This is a genomic window from Nocardia camponoti (genome assembly GCF_014646135.1).
Lineage (GTDB): Bacteria > Actinomycetota > Actinomycetes > Mycobacteriales > Mycobacteriaceae > Nocardia > Nocardia camponoti.
The window spans coordinates 1149937-1165865 of the sequence record NZ_BMMW01000001.1; the positions used below are offsets into that span (position 1 = coordinate 1149937).

19 protein-coding genes are annotated in these 15929 nt (G+C 65.6%); 9 read left to right on the top strand and 10 right to left on the bottom strand.

Translation table 11 applies throughout. The annotated features are described in order from the left end of the window. Window positions 1–2: 2 nt before the first annotated feature. Window positions 3–410 (bottom strand): single stranded DNA-binding domain-containing protein, encoded by a 408-nt coding sequence (locus IEX78_RS05315; protein ID WP_188827654.1) that lies wholly within the window; start codon window positions 408–410, stop codon window positions 3–5. A gap of 75 nt (window positions 411–485) precedes the next feature. On the opposite strand from IEX78_RS05315, the gene IEX78_RS05320 reads away from it, so the two are divergent. Beyond that, window positions 486–1208 carry an alpha/beta fold hydrolase gene (locus tag IEX78_RS05320; RefSeq protein ID WP_188827655.1) on the top strand — a complete coding sequence of 241 codons (723 nt, stop codon included), beginning with the start codon at window positions 486–488 and terminating at the stop codon, window positions 1206–1208. A 118-nt stretch (window positions 1209–1326) separates the two neighbouring features. Here IEX78_RS05320 and IEX78_RS05325 read toward each other — a convergent pair whose 3' ends face one another. Then, window positions 1327–2220, bottom strand: a complete 894-nt coding sequence (locus IEX78_RS05325; protein ID WP_188828250.1) for a DUF3710 domain-containing protein — start codon at window positions 2218–2220, stop codon at window positions 1327–1329. 2 nt (window positions 2221–2222) lie between these two features. After that, on the bottom strand, window positions 2223–2693 hold the full coding sequence (gene dut / locus IEX78_RS05330; RefSeq protein ID WP_188827656.1) for a dUTP diphosphatase: 471 nt from the start codon (window positions 2691–2693) through the stop codon (window positions 2223–2225). A gap of 85 nt (window positions 2694–2778) precedes the next feature. Here dut and IEX78_RS05335 point away from each other — a divergent pair, with 85 nt between their 5' ends. After that, complete coding sequence (locus IEX78_RS05335) at window positions 2779–3324, top strand: DUF3093 domain-containing protein (RefSeq protein ID WP_188827657.1); 546 nt, start codon at window positions 2779–2781, stop codon at window positions 3322–3324. Here the strand turns inward: IEX78_RS05335 and IEX78_RS05340 are convergent. Further along, window positions 3321–3623, bottom strand: a complete 303-nt coding sequence (locus tag IEX78_RS05340; protein ID WP_188827658.1) for a DUF4193 domain-containing protein — start codon at window positions 3621–3623, stop codon at window positions 3321–3323. The genes IEX78_RS05335 and IEX78_RS05340 overlap by 4 nt on opposite strands. Before the next feature lie 377 nt (window positions 3624–4000). On the opposite strand from IEX78_RS05340, the gene cei reads away from it, so the two are divergent. Continuing rightward, complete coding sequence (gene cei, locus IEX78_RS05345; protein ID WP_188827659.1) at window positions 4001–4684, top strand: envelope integrity protein Cei; 684 nt, start codon at window positions 4001–4003, stop codon at window positions 4682–4684. A gap of 13 nt (window positions 4685–4697) precedes the next feature. Here cei and IEX78_RS05350 read toward each other — a convergent pair whose 3' ends face one another. Further along, window positions 4698–5570 (bottom strand): inositol monophosphatase family protein, encoded by an 873-nt coding sequence (locus tag IEX78_RS05350; RefSeq protein WP_188827660.1) that lies wholly within the window; start codon window positions 5568–5570, stop codon window positions 4698–4700. Window positions 5571–5644: 74 nt separating this feature from the next. On the opposite strand from IEX78_RS05350, the gene ppgK reads away from it, so the two are divergent. From ppgK to IEX78_RS05365, 3 genes are all read left to right on the top strand, one after another. Beyond that, the gene (gene ppgK / locus IEX78_RS05355) at window positions 5645–6403 is read left to right on the top strand and encodes a polyphosphate--glucose phosphotransferase (RefSeq protein ID WP_188827661.1); all 759 of its coding nucleotides are present in this window, start codon (window positions 5645–5647) and stop codon (window positions 6401–6403) included. A 238-nt stretch (window positions 6404–6641) separates the two neighbouring features. Further along, window positions 6642–8021 carry an RNA polymerase sigma factor gene (locus tag IEX78_RS05360; RefSeq protein ID WP_188827662.1) on the top strand — a complete coding sequence of 460 codons (1380 nt, stop codon included), beginning with the start codon at window positions 6642–6644 and terminating at the stop codon, window positions 8019–8021. A gap of 203 nt (window positions 8022–8224) precedes the next feature. Then, window positions 8225–9136, top strand: a complete 912-nt coding sequence (locus IEX78_RS05365) for an MHYT domain-containing protein (RefSeq protein ID WP_188827663.1) — start codon at window positions 8225–8227, stop codon at window positions 9134–9136. Here the strand turns inward: IEX78_RS05365 and IEX78_RS05370 are convergent. The 3 genes from IEX78_RS05370 to IEX78_RS05380 are packed head-to-tail and all read right to left on the bottom strand — an operon-like array spanning window position 9133 to window position 11224. Further along, a complete protein-coding gene (locus IEX78_RS05370) occupies window positions 9133–10314 on the bottom strand; it encodes a cation:proton antiporter (RefSeq protein WP_188827664.1) in 1182 nt (393 codons plus the stop codon). The genes IEX78_RS05365 and IEX78_RS05370 overlap by 4 nt on opposite strands. Before the next feature lie 6 nt (window positions 10315–10320). Further along, entirely contained in the window at window positions 10321–10803 is a 483-nt protein-coding gene (locus IEX78_RS05375) for a cation:proton antiporter regulatory subunit (protein ID WP_188827665.1), read from the bottom strand. 34 nt (window positions 10804–10837) lie between these two features. Beyond that, window positions 10838–11224, bottom strand: coding sequence for a DUF952 domain-containing protein (locus tag IEX78_RS05380; RefSeq protein WP_188827666.1), 387 nt, complete (start codon window positions 11222–11224; stop codon window positions 10838–10840). A 351-nt stretch (window positions 11225–11575) separates the two neighbouring features. On the opposite strand from IEX78_RS05380, the gene IEX78_RS05385 reads away from it, so the two are divergent. Then, window positions 11576–11770 (top strand): DUF7455 domain-containing protein, encoded by a 195-nt coding sequence (locus IEX78_RS05385; RefSeq protein WP_188827667.1) that lies wholly within the window; start codon window positions 11576–11578, stop codon window positions 11768–11770. A gap of 79 nt (window positions 11771–11849) precedes the next feature. On the opposite strand, the gene IEX78_RS05390 is transcribed toward IEX78_RS05385, so the two are convergent. Then, complete coding sequence (locus tag IEX78_RS05390; protein WP_188827668.1) at window positions 11850–12581, bottom strand: TetR/AcrR family transcriptional regulator; 732 nt, start codon at window positions 12579–12581, stop codon at window positions 11850–11852. A 67-nt stretch (window positions 12582–12648) separates the two neighbouring features. Here IEX78_RS05390 and IEX78_RS05395 point away from each other — a divergent pair, with 67 nt between their 5' ends. Both IEX78_RS05395 and IEX78_RS05400 read left to right on the top strand, forming a co-directional pair. After that, window positions 12649–14634 (top strand): DEAD/DEAH box helicase, encoded by a 1986-nt coding sequence (locus IEX78_RS05395; protein WP_373291519.1) that lies wholly within the window; start codon window positions 12649–12651, stop codon window positions 14632–14634. Continuing rightward, window positions 14634–15176: a hypothetical protein gene (locus tag IEX78_RS05400; protein WP_188827669.1), complete on the top strand. Its 543-nt coding sequence runs from the start codon at window positions 14634–14636 to the stop codon at window positions 15174–15176. The genes IEX78_RS05395 and IEX78_RS05400 overlap by 1 nt, the downstream gene beginning before the upstream one ends. Here the strand turns inward: IEX78_RS05400 and IEX78_RS05405 are convergent. Then, window positions 15142–15918 carry an SDR family NAD(P)-dependent oxidoreductase gene (locus tag IEX78_RS05405; RefSeq protein WP_188827670.1) on the bottom strand — a complete coding sequence of 259 codons (777 nt, stop codon included), beginning with the start codon at window positions 15916–15918 and terminating at the stop codon, window positions 15142–15144. The two genes, IEX78_RS05400 and IEX78_RS05405, sit on opposite strands and share 35 nt — an antisense overlap. Between the last annotated feature and the right edge of the window lie 11 nt (window positions 15919–15929).

Here is a 15929-nt window from a genome sequence, read left to right on the forward strand (position 1 = left end):
TGTTAGCTGTTCCCGCGCAGTTCGTAGTAGGGGTTGAAAATCACTTTGCGACCACCACGGTCGCCGACACGGCCACGTACCAGGATGCGACGACCCGGCTCGATACCCGGAATGCGCCTGCGGCCAATCCACACCAGGGTGATGGCGTCGGTGCCATCGAAAAACTCGGCTTGCACCGTCGCGCCGACCGACTTCGGACACGCTTCGACACTGCGCAACCGACCGAGCATGGTTGCTTCCTCACCGCGACAACAGTCGACGGCTCGGCGCGCACCTGACGCATCAGCCGTTTCGGCCAGCTCTTCGGCGTCGAGTTGGTTGATATCGGCGGTCAGCCGTCTGCCTAGGCGTCGGAAATACCCCGAGTCTGGACCCGAACCTGATTTGTGTCCGCCCGTGGATGACGACATGGCACGCTTCTCCCGCTAGTTGGCCGTACAAAAGCCACTGTAGATGGGCAAACGGGTGGCCGCTACGCTCGCCTCGTGTTAGCGACCCCCGCCCAGGTCACCGTGGTGGCCATGCCAGGAACCGGTTCCGACGCCCACTTCGCCACGCGCGCGTTTAGCGCGGCCGCAGCGCGTGCTGGCATGGGTTTTCGCGCGGTCGAGCCCGACCCGCGCGCGGTGATTGCTAGCTGCATCACGGCATTAGATGAGACGGCTATCACCGGGCCGGTTGTTGTCGCGGGGATCTCGCTGGGCGCGGCGATCGCGCTGGAATGGGTGTCGCGCAACGCTCACGCCACCGTCGGGGTGATCGCCGCGTTGCCCGCGTGGACCGGGCCGGATACGACCTCGTGCCCTGCCGCGTTGAGCGCGTCGGTTACCGCTGAGCAACTGCGTGCCGACGGGCTCGCCGCGGTGGTTGAGCGGATGCGGGCGTCGTCGCCGGAGTGGCTCGCCGAGGCGCTGACTCGGTCGTGGCACACGCAGTGGCCCGACTTGCCGCAGGCGCTGGATGAGGCTGCCGCGTACCAGTGGCCGACGTTGGACGCGCTCGCCGCGATTGAGGTGCCGGTCGCGGTGATTGGGGCAAGTGACGACCCCGTGCATCCGGTCGCTGTCGCGCATGAGTGGGCCGACGCCATGCCAAACGGGCGCGTCACCGAGGTGACCTTGAGCGAAATCGGTTGCGACCCAAGCATTTTGGGTGAACGCGGCCTCGCGATGTTAGCCGAACTGACGCAACTGAGCGCGCCGCGCTAGCTACCTGCGCGTGGTCTTTGTCGCCGATACGCACACTGAGGCGCGGCGTCGCGGTCCTTCGCGCGAAACGCATCGAGCCGCCCCGCGGTTAGTGCGGAGCGGCTCGATTGTCGATTGGTTAGCTCAAGCCCAACTGCTGCATCGCTGAACCGTCAGCACCGCGACGCGGCTCGTCCGGCAGCTGCGGGGGCAGCGCCGACACCGGGCCCGCTGCCGCTGCCGCCTGAGCGGCCTGCGCCGCCTCCATCGCCTGCTGCTGGGCGAGTGCCTGCTGCTGGTGTGCGGCGGCGAGCTGCTCGGCCAGTTCCTGCGGCAGCACGACCGGCAGCGGGTCGCGCACGGGCAGCGGCTCGTCACCGCGACGGACCAGCGTCGCCCCGAGGACCGCGCGGGCGGCGGCGATCAGCGGGCCGTGTTCCTCGACCGCGCCCGTCGGGCCAGCGGCGACCATGCGGACCATCCAGCGCGGCCCGTCGACGCCGACAAAGCGCAGATCGGCCCCTTCAGTGACCGCCTTGATTTCGCGCCCCCAGGGGCCCTTCTCGATGGTGACCGTCGCGCCGTCAGCGCGCATCGACGCGGCGAGGTCGGCGGCGACGGTGCGCCACTGGCCAGCCGACTTCGGCGCGGCATACGCGGCGACGGTGAGTCGACCGTGTTCGGTTGCCAAGTGCACCGCCTGCGGCGTGCCGTCGGGACTCATCTCGACCTGCAACTGGCCGCCGTCGGGAACGGGAATCAACACCGAACCCAGATCGAGGCGCTGCTCGATGAGTTCCGCCGACACCTCGGAGATGTCGTACGGGCCGAAGCCGACGCCCGCATCAGTGTCGGGGTCGTCGTCAAAGTCATCAAAGTCATCGAACTCATCGAACTCATCGAACTCGTCAACCTCATCGACAACGTCTGCGTCCGGTGCACTGCCCAAATCGCCGTAAATGCGCTCGTCCGTTGGGGATTCGGCGAAATCGTAGTCGGTTTCGCGCTTGCGCTTCTTGCCGAAAAGCCCCATCGTCACGCCTCCTCAACCGTCAAGCTGGCGTGGCCGCCGCTTGATCCGTGGCCGCCAACGCCACGACTCGTGTCATCTAGCTCGTCGACCTCGACGAAATCAACCAACTCAACGCGCTGCACAAGCAGCTGCGCGATGCGGTCGCCGCGACGCAGTTCGATCGCGGTGCGTGGGTCGAGGTTGATCAAACACACCTTGAGCTCACCGCGATACCCGGCGTCGACCGTGCCCGGCGCGTTCACCACCGACAACCCGGCCTTGGCCGCCAGCCCTGACCTCGGATGGATCAGCCCGACCGTGCCGTGCGGCAACGCGATCGCGATACCGGTACCAACAAGCACCCGTTCACCGGGCTCGATGATCACGTCCTCGGTGGTACACAAATCAACGCCCGCGTCGCCAGAATGGGCACGCGTCGGCACGGGGATGCCGGGATCGAGCCGCCGCAGCGGAATCGGTGCAAGTGCGTTCACATCGGTCGAGCCTACGCGCCCGCGCGCGTATCTTCCTGGTGGCCCGGGCGGGCACCGAGTTCGTCTCGTGACCTACTGTTGAGGGGTGTCCGACCAGCCCCAACCTTCGCTCACCGACGGCGTCAGCACTGACGCGCTAACCACGGTCCCGGTCTCGCGCTATCGCGAACGACTCTGGGTTCCGCTGTGGTGGTGGCCGCTTGGGCTGGCGATCGCGGGCCTGCTGGCCGCCGAAATCCAGATGGCAACGCGCGCGGATTACGCGTGGTTGCCGTATGTGCTGATGGCACCGATTCCGGTGTGGGTTTTGTTGTGGATGAGCCGGCATACCGTCGAGGTCACCGAAAATGCTTCGGGCACAACAGAATTGCGCGTCGACCGAGCCCACCTGCCGGTGAACTTCGTCGCGCGCGCGACCGCGGTGGCACCCAGCGCGAAAAGCGCGGCGCTAGGTCGTCAGCTCGACCCCGCCGCCTATGTGCGGCATCGAGCCTGGATCGGCCCGCTCGCACTGCTCGTTCTTGATGACCCGGACGATCCGACGCCGTACTGGGTGATCAGCACGCGTCATCCTGACCGGGTCTTGGCCGCGCTCGGAGTACCGAGCGCGGGCCGACCCGTTACCTCTTAGGCAGCGCAGTCCATGCAGATCAGCTGGCCGCCGCTTTCCTCGGCCAGTCGACTGCGGTGGTGCACAAGGAAACAACTTGAGCACGTGAACTCATCTGCCTGCTTCGGGACTACCCGAACGCTCAGAACCTCATCGGACAAGTCCGCGCCGGGAAGCTCGAACGATTCCGCTGTATCGGATTCGTCGATGTCCACGACGGCGGACTGCGCCTCGTTGCGGCGCGCTTTCAGCTCCTCAAGCGAATCCTCGGAAACCTCGTCGGATTCGGTGCGCCGCGGTGCGTCATAGTCGGTTGCCATGTCGTCTTCCCCTTAAGTCCTTACTCCGTATATCCCGGATCAGTTCGATTGCCCGGTTCCCGAGGGAAACGAGCCCGTGAACCGCCCCGCCGGTGGTGCACCTCACACGTACACCGCTCGCCTATCAGGGTCGATCGGCGAAGATCTACTCCGACAGCGTTCGGTTAACGCAGGACATGCCCTGGTTGTTCCCGCGACCAACCACCGATTGACCGGTGATTATTCGATCTGGGCGGGCAGACAATAGCGGACCCGAGGACAAAAGTCGCAATCAATGACCGGCGGGTGGCTAAACCGACTACGAATCTTCACCTTCAGACAAACGCGCCGAGACCTCCCGTCCTCACGGTTGTGCGTTGGACTCGTAGAGTGAGCGCGTGGTTTCACTGATCACCGAAGGCAGCGCGACCGATCGCGACGGCAAACCCTTTCCGCGACGGCGCCCCGAGCTGTGGCTCGCCATGGTGCTAGTCCTGGCGTTGGTGAGCCTGTTCGTGTGGATCACGGCGTTTCGGACCCATGACGACAGCAACGCGCCGATGGCATGCAACGCCCCCGGCACCCCAACCGCGACGAACGCGCCGCAACCGGCCGCCCTTGGCGACCGAGTCGGGCAATCGCGCCTTGACGACGTCGACCCGGCGCCGCTCGCACAGTCGAAGGTGCGGGTGTTCAACGCCAACGGCAAGAGCGGCCAGGCTGGCCACATCGCGTCGGCGTTGGGCGACTTAGGCTTCGCTGGCGCGCCAGGAACACAAGTGGGTAACGATCCGGTTTATGTCCTCGGTGACCTCACCTGCACCGGCCAGATTCGCTTCGGCGTGAACGGTCGACCGGCAGCGGCGTCGGTGCAGTTGGTCGCGCCATGCGCCGAGCTGATCGAGGATCCGCGCACCGACGACAGCGTCGATTTGGTCCTCGGCGTCGCCTTCGGCGAGTCGCTGCGGCCGTCGACCGACGCCGAGGAAGTACTGCGCGCGCTGAAAAACCCTGCGCCAGGCAGCAATTCGACCGAGATCGACCCTGATCTGTTGAAGGCAGCGCGAAAAGCTAAGTGTTAGAACGGCTTTCGCGTTAGTCGGGCAGTGCTTTCGTCGCGCCGGTGCGGGTGAGCAGGTCGCTGAGCTGCTCGGCCACGCCCGGCGCGGCGACCATCGCCAACTCCCCCGCCGCGCCGCCGACGGTGATCGCGGGCACTCGCACGACCGCGCCCGCTTCGGCGGCGATCAACGCGCCCGCCGCCCAATCCCATGCGTTGAGGCCGTGCTCGTAGTAGGCGTCGAGGTGACCCGACGCAACGTGGCACAGATCCATCGCGGCGGCACCGAGTCGGCGAATGTCGCGCACTTCGGGCAGCACTTCGGCGACCGCGCGTGCCTGTTCGGCGCGACGCGCCCGGCCGTACGCGAAACCGGTACCGACTAACGCGAGCCCCAGGGTGTCCTCGGTTGAGCAGCGCAGGGGCGTAGTCGTGCCGTCGGCGCTCACCGCGGTCGTCCCGCCCCCCGCTGACGCGCTGTAGGTGACGTCGGCGGCAACGTCGACCACCGCGCCAGCGACCGGCACGCCGTCGCGCACAGCGGCGACCGAGACGGCGTAGCCGGGCAGCCCGTAGAGGAAGTTCACCGTGCCGTCGATCGGGTCGACGACCCAGGTGATCGCGCCGGGCGCGGTCGCGCCAACGTCGCCGCCGCCTTCTTCGCCCAAGATCGCGTCATTGGGCCGACGTCGCGCGAGCAGTTCGCGAATCACCTGCTCGGATTCGGTGTCGACGATGGTGACCGGATCGGTCGCGTGACCTTTCGTCCGAACAGCGCCCTCGGCGGGCCCGTCAGCGGCGAACACCTCGGTGCGGCGACGGCGCACGTGCGCGGCGGCGGTCTGGGCCAACTCAACGGCCAATTCGCGGAGACTGTCGTTAGTTTCGATCGCGGCATCGTCAACCATGTCCCCAATCGGATCACATCGCCGCTACGCTGTGCCACACCACCACATCGGCCGCGCACACAAGGGGTTGCACCATGTCCGCTCGGGGGCTTTCGTTCGGCATCGATATCGGGGGCAGCGGCGTGAAAGGGGCGATCGTCGATCTCACGACTGGCGAGCTCACCCACGAACGCATCAAGATCACTACCCCGCAGCCATCGACCCCGGCCGCCGTGGCTTCGGCTTGCGCGGAATTGTGTACGCGGGCGAACTGGGAAGGTCCGGTCGGGCTCACCTTGCCCGCGGTGGTCCTTGACGGCTACGCACGCACCGCGGCCAACATCGACCCATCGTGGATCGGCACCGACGCTCGCGCGCTCTTCAGCGAGGCGCTGGGCGGGCGTACGGTCAGCGTCCTCAACGACGCCGACGCCGCCGGACTCGCCGAAGATCGTTACGGCGCCGCGCGCGAACTCGACGGGCTCACGCTGTTGCTCACCTTCGGCACCGGCATCGGTTCGGCGGTGCTCTACAACGGCACGCTCGTCCCCAATTCAGAGCTTGGCCACCTCGAAGTTCATGGCGTCGAAGCCGAGCACATGGCCGCCGCGTCGGTGAAGGATCGCGAGGACCTCACCTACGCGCAATGGGCCGAACGAGTATCAACAGTGCTGGTCACGATGGAAAACCTGTTCTGGCCGAAAGTGTTCGTCGTCGGCGGTGGCATCAGTCGCGACTACGGGAAGTGGATTCCCTTGCTAAGCAACCGAACTCCCGTGATTCCGGCGGTGCTGAAGAACACCGCGGGCATCGTCGGAGCGGCCATGGCGGTCGCCGAAGGCATCACGCCATGACGACGCCGCAACGCCTGAGCGGCATCGTGCCATGAGTACCCTGGTTCGATCGTTACAATGGAACACGTCCGGCGGTGAGCCGGTGACCCCAGCCGGTTCGCAGACCAGTCGGCAAGCCATCGGCAAGCACCGCCGATCGCGCCACCGACCAACGCACTGCCGGTGAAACCCGACCGACCGCTCCGCCGGAAAATCCCTCTGGCGTGACGCCGCACGAGACCGTCACGAAAGGGCGTACGTGGTAGCCACGAATACCCGTCAGACCGCCGACTCGGCTGAAGCCGAGGCCGACGCCGCAGCAACCCCTACCCCGGCTAAGAAAGCGCCGGCGAAGAAGGCTGCCGCTAAGAAGGCCCCCGCCAAGAAGGCGGCGGCGAAGAAGGCCCCTGCGAAGAAGGCCGCGGCTAAGAAGGCGCCTGCCAAGAAGGCAGCGGCGAAGAAGGCAGCGTCGCCCGCTGGTGAAGGCGAGGCGCAGCCCGACGAAGAGTCGATCGAGCTTGACGATCTCGGCGATCTTGAGGTTTCAGAAGAAGACCTCACCGGCGACGAGGTAGTCGTCGAAGAAGTTGTCGTTGAGGCAACCGAAGACGCCGAAACTGAGGAGCCGTCCGAAAAGGACAAGGCCTCAGGCGATTTCGTGTGGGACGAGGAAGAGTCCGAAGCGCTGCGTCAAGCGCGCAAGGACGCTGAGCTCACCGCTTCCGCCGACTCGGTTCGCGCTTATCTCAAGCAGATCGGCAAGGTCGCGCTGCTCAACGCCGAAGAGGAGGTCGAACTCGCCAAGCGCATTGAGGCTGGCCTGTTCGCGGCGGAGAAGATGCGTGAGTTCGCCGAGGCTGGCGAGAAGCTGTCGGTCACCACGCGTCGCGATTTCAACTGGATCGTGCGCGACGGCAACCGGGCGAAGAACCATCTGCTCGAAGCCAACCTGCGCCTTGTTGTTTCGCTCGCGAAGCGCTACACGGGTCGCGGCATGGCCTTCCTCGATTTGATTCAGGAAGGCAACCTCGGTCTCATTCGCGCGGTCGAGAAGTTCGACTACACCAAGGGTTACAAGTTCTCGACGTACGCCACCTGGTGGATCCGTCAGGCGATCACCCGCGCGATGGCCGACCAGGCGCGCACCATTCGTATTCCGGTGCACATGGTCGAGGTCATCAACAAGCTCGGTCGTATTCAGCGCGAACTGCTCCAGGATCTGGGTCGCGAACCCACTCCCGAAGAGCTCGCCAAGGAAATGGACATCACGCCGGAGAAGGTGCTGGAAATCCAGCAGTACGCGCGTGAACCCATTTCGCTCGACCAGACCATCGGCGATGAAGGCGATAGCCAGCTCGGCGATTTCATCGAAGACTCCGAAGCGGTTGTCGCTGTCGACGCGGTCAGCTTCACGCTGTTGCAGGACCAGTTGCAGTCGGTGTTGGAAACGCTGTCCGAGCGTGAGGCGGGCGTGGTTCGCCTGCGCTTCGGCCTCACCGATGGGCAGCCGCGCACGCTCGACGAGATCGGTCAGGTGTACGGCGTCACGCGTGAGCGCATTCGCCAGATCGAGTCGAAGACGATGAGCAAGCTACGCCACCCCAGTCGTTCGCAGGTCTTGCGCGACTACCTGGATTAATTTCCCAAGACAAAGTACGGCCCGTGGACACCTAAGGTGTCCACGGGCCGTACTCGTATGCAAGAGTAATCATTTCGTGATCAACCCCACAGTGACGAACGTGGATCTGAATGGAGCAATTTCACGATTGTCACCGTATTGTCACATGCGGATTTTCATTCCACTGTCATCAGTTTGCCGATCTGCATTGAGAGTTTCGCGGCGTGGTCGATATTTATCACTTCAGTTATGGCTGGATCACTCCGGTTCTCGCCTACTTCATGTCCGTGACGGGCTGTCTGCTCGGACTCCAATGTGCCGCCCGTGGGCGTAATGCCACCGAAGGGCGTGCTGGTTGGCTCATCGGCGCGGCCATCGCGATTGGTGGCACCGGCATTTGGGTTATGCACTTCATCGCGATGCTCGGCTTCACCATCCGGGGCAGTGAGATCCGCTACGACGTGCCGCTCACGCTTTTTAGCGCGGTCACGGCGATGGTCGTTGTTGGCATCGGGCTGTTCATGGTGAACAAGCCGCAGCCCACGCTGCGTTCGCTTGTCGCGGGCGGCACGATCACCGGGCTCGGCGTCGGCATCATGCATTACTCGGGCATGTACGCGATGAAGTCGACCGCCGATATCGACTACGACGCGCGCATCGTCGCGTTGTCGATGGCGATCGCGGTGGTCGCGTCGATCGTCGCGCTCTGGTTTACGTTGCGCGTCAAGGGTTTTCTCGCCACCGTCGGTGCCGCGATCATCATGGGTGTCGCCGTGACGGGCATGCACTACACCGGCATGGCGTCGATGCACGCGCACACCGTTCATCACGCCGCCCCACCGGTTGGCGCCGGCGCGATGGAACTGCTCGCGCCGCTCATCGGCATCAGCAGCATCGTCACCATGCTCGTGCTAATCAGTGTCAGTTTGACCGAGATCGAGAACGAGGAAGCGCTGCCGCGCATGTGGCTCACGTCGCGTCACCAGCCTCGAACTCCCGCCGCCCCCGCGGGCTCCGCCGCGCCGTTGCGCCCGACACCCGCGCCGGTTCCCGTCTCGTCGCCCGCCGATCAATATCGCACTGACGAACTCGTGTACGACGTCGCTGGGTCGTGGCCACGACGTGTGATCGACTAGCTCGCTTTCACCTCGACCCGCCGATCGTTGAGTGCGTCCATGACCGGCTCGACAACTCGGGCCGCGATGGGGCCAATGATGGCCATCAGCAGGACATAGGCCGACGCCAACGCCGCGAGGCGGGCGTCGGCCTTGCCGTAGGCGACGGCCAGTCCCGCGATGACGATGGAGAACTCGCCGCGCGCGACAAGCGCGGCACCCGCGCGCGCCCTACCCATCCGCCGAATGCCCTGATGCGCGGCGGCCCACCACCCGGTGGCGACCTTGGTCGCCGTGGTGATGACGGCGAGGGCGACCGCCCAACCGAACACCGGCGGAATCGCGCTCGGGTCGATCGACAGGCCGAAGGCGACGAAGAAGATCGCCGCGAACAAGTCGCGCAACGGTTCGAGCAGTCGGGCCGCTTCGTGCGCGGTTGAGCCAGAGATCGCGATCCCGAGCAGGAACGCGCCGACCGCGGCCGAGACGTTCAACGCCGACGCGATCCCCGCTACCAGCAGTGCCGCGCCGAGCAGTTGGAGCAAGAAGACTTCGCGATCGGCACTGTCGACCACCGCCGAGACAACGCGACCAAACCGCAGCGCGACGAACAGCACAACCGCGATCGTCGCCAACGCGATGGCCAACGAGAACAGCCCGCTGAGCAGGCTCAACCCGGCGAGCAGCATCGTCAGAATCGGCAGATATACCGCCATCGCGAGGTCTTCGAATACCAGGATCGACAGCACGACCGGGGTTTCGCGGTTACCGAGTCGACCAAGATCATCGAGCACTTTGGCGATGATGCCCGACGACGAGATGTAGGTGACGCCGCCAAGGACCACCGCGCCAATCACGCCCCACCCGAGGAGCAGCGCGACCGCGACGCCGGGCAGCGCGTTGGCGATCAGGTCGACAATGCCCGCGGGCCACGACCGCCGCAGCCCGGTCATGAGTTCGGGCGCGGTGTATTCCAGGCCGAGCAGCAGGAGCAGCAGGACCACGCCAATCTCGCTGGCGACGTGCCCGAATTCGGTGGCAGCGTGCAGGTCGATGATGCCGCCGCGCCCGAACGCGACCCCGCCAAGCAGGTAGAGCGGGATCGGCGACATCCCGAACCGTCCCGCGATCCGCCCACAGATGCCAAGGCCGAAAAGAATGACCCCGAGCTCGACTAACGCCAGCGCCTGGGAGGTCACGGCCGGTCAGCCGTGCGTGAGAATTCTCGCGGCCGCGTCGAGGCCATCGGGGGTGCCGACAACCACAAGCAGGTCGCCCTCGGTGAAAGTGAAGTCGGGGCCAGGCGAAGGGTGCAATTGACCAGCGCGCATCACCGCGACGATCGAGGTTTTGGTGCGGGTGCGCATGGCGGTTTCGCCCAGCGTGCGGCCCGCGTACGGCGACTCGTCAACGATGCCGAGCTGGCGGGTGGTGATGCCAGGCAGATCGGAATGCTCATCGTTGAGCTTGGCAACCAATTGCGGCGCGCCAAGCAGGTTGGCCAGCACCGACGCCTCGTCGGTGGTGAGCGGAACCTGCGCGGCGATGGCGTCCTGGTCTTCGGCTTTGGACACGATCAGATCGATATCGCCGTCTCGGTGCGCGACAACGCCAATGCGGCGGCCGGACCGGACTTCGAAATCCTTACGCACTCCGATGCCCGGTAGCGCTGTGACGTCGACGTTCACCTGTCGACCATAGCCCGGAGCCCGACCAAATGTGTCAAGCCCCACTCGACGGCTGCTGCGGGGTGCGGTAAATCCCGTCGTGACCAGGCACATAGCGCGTGACCGCCACCACGGCGGCGCGCGGTAGCGGACCGTAGAGATGGGGGAATCGCATCGAATCGGGGTCGGTCGCCACGCCGGGTTCGAACTTCACTTCATCGGTGAGTCGGGCCGCGTCGATCCACAGCAAGACCATGTCGTCGCGGCCCGCGAAAAGGCGGTTGGCGGGCAGGTGAACCTGGTCGGGCGTCGACAGGTGGACGAAGCCCGATTCGGCGAGCGAAGGCGGGCGGCGATATCCGTCCTTATGCTCGTCGTTATCGAGCTGGTCCCATTCTTCGGAACTACACAGATGAACAAGCGTGTGGACAGTCACGGTCACGGGTAATCTCCCGGTAGACAACGGATTCGGACTACGAGAGAGCCTGTCATACCGGGTGGCGTAACGGGCAACCAGCCAGCCAGCGACAGGACTAATGAGGGACAAGATCGACAAGTGTGTGTTAGGTGCTCGGCGCAAGGCCCCCAAGACCGCGTTCGCTTTCAGCGAAACCGCAGGTCGTGTTAGAGAAAACACAAAGATTCACATCTGGGAACAATGCCGCGACGCCGAACGTCTGACAGAGTAGTCGTACCACTGCTGGGAAGTAGCGGACGCGAGCCACGTGGAGTGACCACGGGGCCCACACCTAGGCGGCGGCAACGAATTGTCGCGAGCCGGGACGGAGGAGTCATGCCAACAACCCTGACCAGCACCACGCTGACCGCGGTCGATCGCTGCGACCGCTGTGGGGCGGCCGCCAAAGTGCGTGCCGTACTTCCCGCCGGTGGCGAGTTGCTCTTCTGCCAGCACCACGCGAACGAACACATGGACCGTTTGCGTGAGCTCGAAGCCGTGATCGACACGGATTCGGCTCCCGCTCTCTGACCTCTCCTCGCGTCCTAAAACAACAACATCTGACAACAGAATCCTCGAAGCGGGTGCCCGGAATGGGCACCCGCTTTCGTTATGTATTGGCCAGGATGCCGTCGGCGAGCAGTTGTGCGCCGTAGACGAACGCGCCGTCGGGGTCGGCGGGGGCGCCGTAGTGTTCGCCCGCTCGCGCACCGACGCGCGCTGCCAGCGGGAATGCGTCGGCGGGCACCAGTTCGGCGAGCAGCGGGCCGTTGGTCGCCCACCAATCGGCATCGCTGAGCTCTTCGCTCGCGCGGGCTCGGCCGACGGCGAGGCGGGCGTTGCCGGTGGCGAAGTCGGTGAGGATGGCGATAGCGCGGTCGGCGGCCAGGTCGTCGAGGTCGGTTAGCTCGGCGAGGGCAGCGAGTTGCCTGTCGTAGCGGCCGGTGCGGCCGGGGCCGAGGACATGTCGCCACGGGGTGATTTCCAGCAGCCAGGGGTGGGCGATAAGTTCGGCGCGCACCTGGGTGGCGATGGCGATGAGCGCTTGTGTTCCGGTCGGGAGGGGGTCGTCTTCGGTCGCGAGGTGGTCGACCATCAGGGTGAGCAGTGCTTCCTTGCTCGGGACGTAGGTGTAGAGGCTCATTGGTCGCATGCCCAGTTCGGCGGCGACGGTGCGCATGCTCAGTTTGGCGATGCCATCGCGGTCGGCGATACGAATGCCTGCGAGCACTACGTCGTCGACGGTCATGCCCGGTTTGGGGCCGCGTTGAGGTGGGCGCTCGGGGCGGTAGTGCCGCCAGAGCAGTTCGATGACGCGCGCGTCGTCGGCTGGGGTGCTCATCGCCACATTTTCCTTTCCCCATCGGGAACTAATCTCAGTACACTGTACGTTATTAACCTGGTTGGCGTTGCGAGCAGAGGAGAACGTTCTGTCATCAATTCAGGTCACGTACCTGCCAGACCGGCACCTTTTCGCCCTGTGGACATGGAAAGGCGACGCGCCGGGACCCGCACCTGACCTTGGTGATCGCGAGGAAATGCTGCTCGCGTTGCCTGGTGGGGCGCGTGGGGCGATTGAGCCTGTTGCGACGCCGGTCGCGGTGGTGACGGGCGCGGAGTTAGTCGGACTGCCGGAGACGGAATTGGCTGCGTCAGGGTTGGCGTTGCGGGAGATGATGGTCGCGGGGCGGGATGCGCGGGCGGCGGGCGGCGGCGGTGCTGGGGTCGGCGATGTCGGTGCCGGTCCAGCGGTTCTGCCCGTTGCCGCGCATGCCGTGCCTGATGCAGTGGGCAGCGCGATCGTCTCGGCCGAGCGGGCCGGGCGGGTGTTGCGGGAAACCGAGGCGCTTGAGGGTGAACTCGGCGGGTTACTTTCGGCCACGTTGCGCCCCTATCAGGTGCGCGGGGTTGGGTGGTTGCGCGAGACCGTCGCGGAGTTCGGTGGGGCCGTGCTCGCCGACGAGATGGGGCTCGGTAAGACCGTGCAAACCATCGGGTTGCTCGCTGGGCGCGTTGGTCGTCCGCAGCTCGTCGTGTGCCCCACTTCGCTTGTTGGGTGGTTGCGCGAGACCGTCGCGGAGTTCGGTGGGGCCGTGCTCGCCGACGAGATGGGGCTCGGTAAGACCGTGCAAACCATCGGGTTGCTCGCTGGGCGCGTTGGTCGTCCGCAGCTCGTCGTGTGCCCCACTTCGCTTGTTGGCAACTGGACCCATGAGATCGCCAAGTTCGCGCCGGGGCTCGCGCCTGTCGCGTGGCGGGGCGGCGGCGTGCCGACCGAGGCGAACGCGGTGGTTGTCACCGGTTATCCGACGCTGCGGTTGCACGGCGGACAGTTGAGCGAAACCCATTGGGGCACGGTCGTTTTCGATGAGGCGCAGGTGTTGAAGAATCCGCGCACCCAGGTTGCGAAGGCGGCGCGTGCCCTGCCGACGGACGCGCGTGTCGCGCTCACCGGCACGCCGGTGGAAAACCACCTCGACGAACTGTTCGCCCTGCTCAACCTCACCGCACCGCGCCTGTTCGCGCATCGAACCCAGTTCCGTCGCCGGTTCGTGCGCCCGATCAGCGAAGGCTCAACCACCGCTGCCGCCCGACTACGCGATGCGATCGAGCCAGTTGTCTTGGGCCGCAAGAAGATTCAGGTTGCCACCGCGCTACCCGCGAAAATTCATAGCGACCTGCGGTGCGACCTCACCGAGGAACAGGAACGCGTCTACGACAGGGTGCTCGCCAACGCCATCGACGAGGGTTTCGGCGCGGGCGCGCAGCGGCAGAGTCGCGTGCTTGCCGCGCTCACACAACTCAAGCAGGTGTGCAACCATCCTGGCCTCATCACCGGGGACCTCAGCGACATCGCCGGTCGCTCAGGCAAATTCGACCTCTGCATCGACATCGTCGGCACCAACATCGAAACTGGCGATCCCACCCTGGTTTTCACGCAGTACCGCAAGACGGGCGAACTCCTTGTCGAGCATTTCGCCAACGAATTCGGCGTTGCGGCGCCGTTTTTCCACGGCGGGCTCAGCGCGGCCGACCGCGCGAAGATCGTTGCCGACTTCCAATCGAGCGACGGTCCTCAGGTGCTCATCCTGAGTTTGCGGGCGGCGGGCACCGGCCTCACCCTCACCCGCGCGGCCGACGTGATCCACTTCGACCGGTGGTGGAATCCGGCCGTCGAAGCGCAGGCGTCGGACCGCGTGCACCGAATTGGGCAGACGCGCACCGTCACAGTGACGACGTTGACCAGCGCGACAACGGTCGAGGAACACATTGCCGCGATGCACAGTCGCAAGTCGGCGCTCACCGATCTCGCTGACAGCGCGGGGATCGCCGAACTCGCCCGGCTCGACGACGACGCGCTCGTCGATATCCTTCGACGTAAGCGGGAGAACTGATGGGACTCAACGACTTTGGTTACACGCGGTGGGGTCGCGACTGGGTTCGGCTTGCTGAGCCACTGAACCAGACGCGCCCCGACCCGCTACTCCCCCGCGCGCGGCGGGTCGCGGCGAGCGACGGGCTGACGCTGGAAGTGGAGGGCCGCGTTGTCCGGGCCCACCTACATCGGGGCGGCGAAGCCTCGGTAACGCACGTGGAGTTCGCGCCGCTGGCGCGGGAGGTGGTCGCGGCCGTCGCCACCATCATCCCGGGCGCGGCTACGGCGGTGACCGACGCCGATCACACCGCGTTGGTCGCCGCGGGCCACTCCCCCGCGCCAACGTTGGCGAACAGCGATTGCTCCTGCTCGGCCCGCACTCCACGCTGCCTGCACGTGCTCGCGACGTTGTACGCGGTCGCGCAAGTGGTGGACAACGAGCCGAGCAAGGCCCTGTCGCTGCAGGGCTATTTCGAGGCCACCCCCACCGCTAACGTGGCGGCCGCCGAGCCACGCTGGACCGCAATCAACACCCTCGACCCAGCAGCCTTTTTCGGATAGTCCTGACCTGTGCGTTCGTTCCGCCGTCGACAGTCAGGACCGCGCCGGTGATCGAGCGCGCTGCCGGGCTTGCGAGGAAGGCGACCAGTTCCGCGACGTCGTCGGGGGTGCCAAAGCAGCCGAGGGCGTTGAAGTCTCGTTGGGTCGACGCGTGCGCGCCATCGGCGGGGTTCATCTCGGTGTCCGTTGAGCCCGGCTGCACCAGGTTGACGGTGATGCCGCGTGGGCCGAGTTCGCGTGCCAAAGCCTTGGTATAGCCGGTGAGCGCTGACTTACTGAGGTTGTAGAGCGCGAGGCCGCCGAAAAGGGCGCGGTCGGTGAGGTTGCTACCGATCGAAATAATGCGACCGCCGTCGCGGAGGTGGGCGAGCGCGGCCTGACCAGCCACAAACGGCGCGCGGGCGTGAATTGCGAGCGCGTTGTCGATCTCATCCAGGGTGAAGTCGGCGTAAGGCTTCGCCGGGAAAATGCCCGCGTTGTTTACGAGCACATCGAGGTGACCGAATTCGCGCGCGGTCGCGTCGACGGCGTCGACCACCTGAGCCGCATCGGCGCTGTCTGCCTTGAGCGGCAGCGCCCGGCGACCGAGCGCGGCAACTTCGTCGGCAACGCCTTTCGCGGCAACCTCGTCGCGCTGGTAGGTAAACGCGACGTCGGCACCTGCGCGCGCGAGCTTGCGGACAATCGCCGCCCCAATCCCGCGACTTCCACCGGTAACCAGCGCGACCGTTGTGCCTGTCATGAACGAACTCC

What these genes read in the sequence shown, in the direction of transcription:
- IEX78_RS05340 (WP_188827658.1), bottom strand. Translation starts at nt 3,623, where the DNA reads ATGGCAACCGACTATGACGCACCGCGGCGCACCGAATCCGACGAGGTT.
- IEX78_RS05350 (WP_188827660.1), bottom strand. Translation starts at nt 5,570, where the DNA reads ATGGTTGACGATGCCGCGATCGAAACTAACGACAGTCTCCGCGAATTG.
- IEX78_RS05390 (WP_188827668.1), bottom strand. Translation starts at nt 12,581, where the DNA reads ATGAGCACCCCAGCCGACGACGCGCGCGTCATCGAACTGCTCTGGCGG.
- IEX78_RS05400 (WP_188827669.1), top strand. Translation starts at nt 14,634, where the DNA reads ATGGGACTCAACGACTTTGGTTACACGCGGTGGGGTCGCGACTGGGTT.
- IEX78_RS05325 (WP_188828250.1), bottom strand. Translation starts at nt 2,220, where the DNA reads ATGGGGCTTTTCGGCAAGAAGCGCAAGCGCGAAACCGACTACGATTTC.
- ppgK (WP_188827661.1), top strand. Translation starts at nt 5,645, where the DNA reads ATGTCCGCTCGGGGGCTTTCGTTCGGCATCGATATCGGGGGCAGCGGC.
- IEX78_RS05315 (WP_188827654.1), bottom strand. Translation starts at nt 410, where the DNA reads ATGTCGTCATCCACGGGCGGACACAAATCAGGTTCGGGTCCAGACTCG.
- IEX78_RS05385 (WP_188827667.1), top strand. Translation starts at nt 11,576, where the DNA reads ATGCCAACAACCCTGACCAGCACCACGCTGACCGCGGTCGATCGCTGC.
- IEX78_RS05405 (WP_188827670.1), bottom strand. Translation starts at nt 15,918, where the DNA reads ATGACAGGCACAACGGTCGCGCTGGTTACCGGTGGAAGTCGCGGGATT.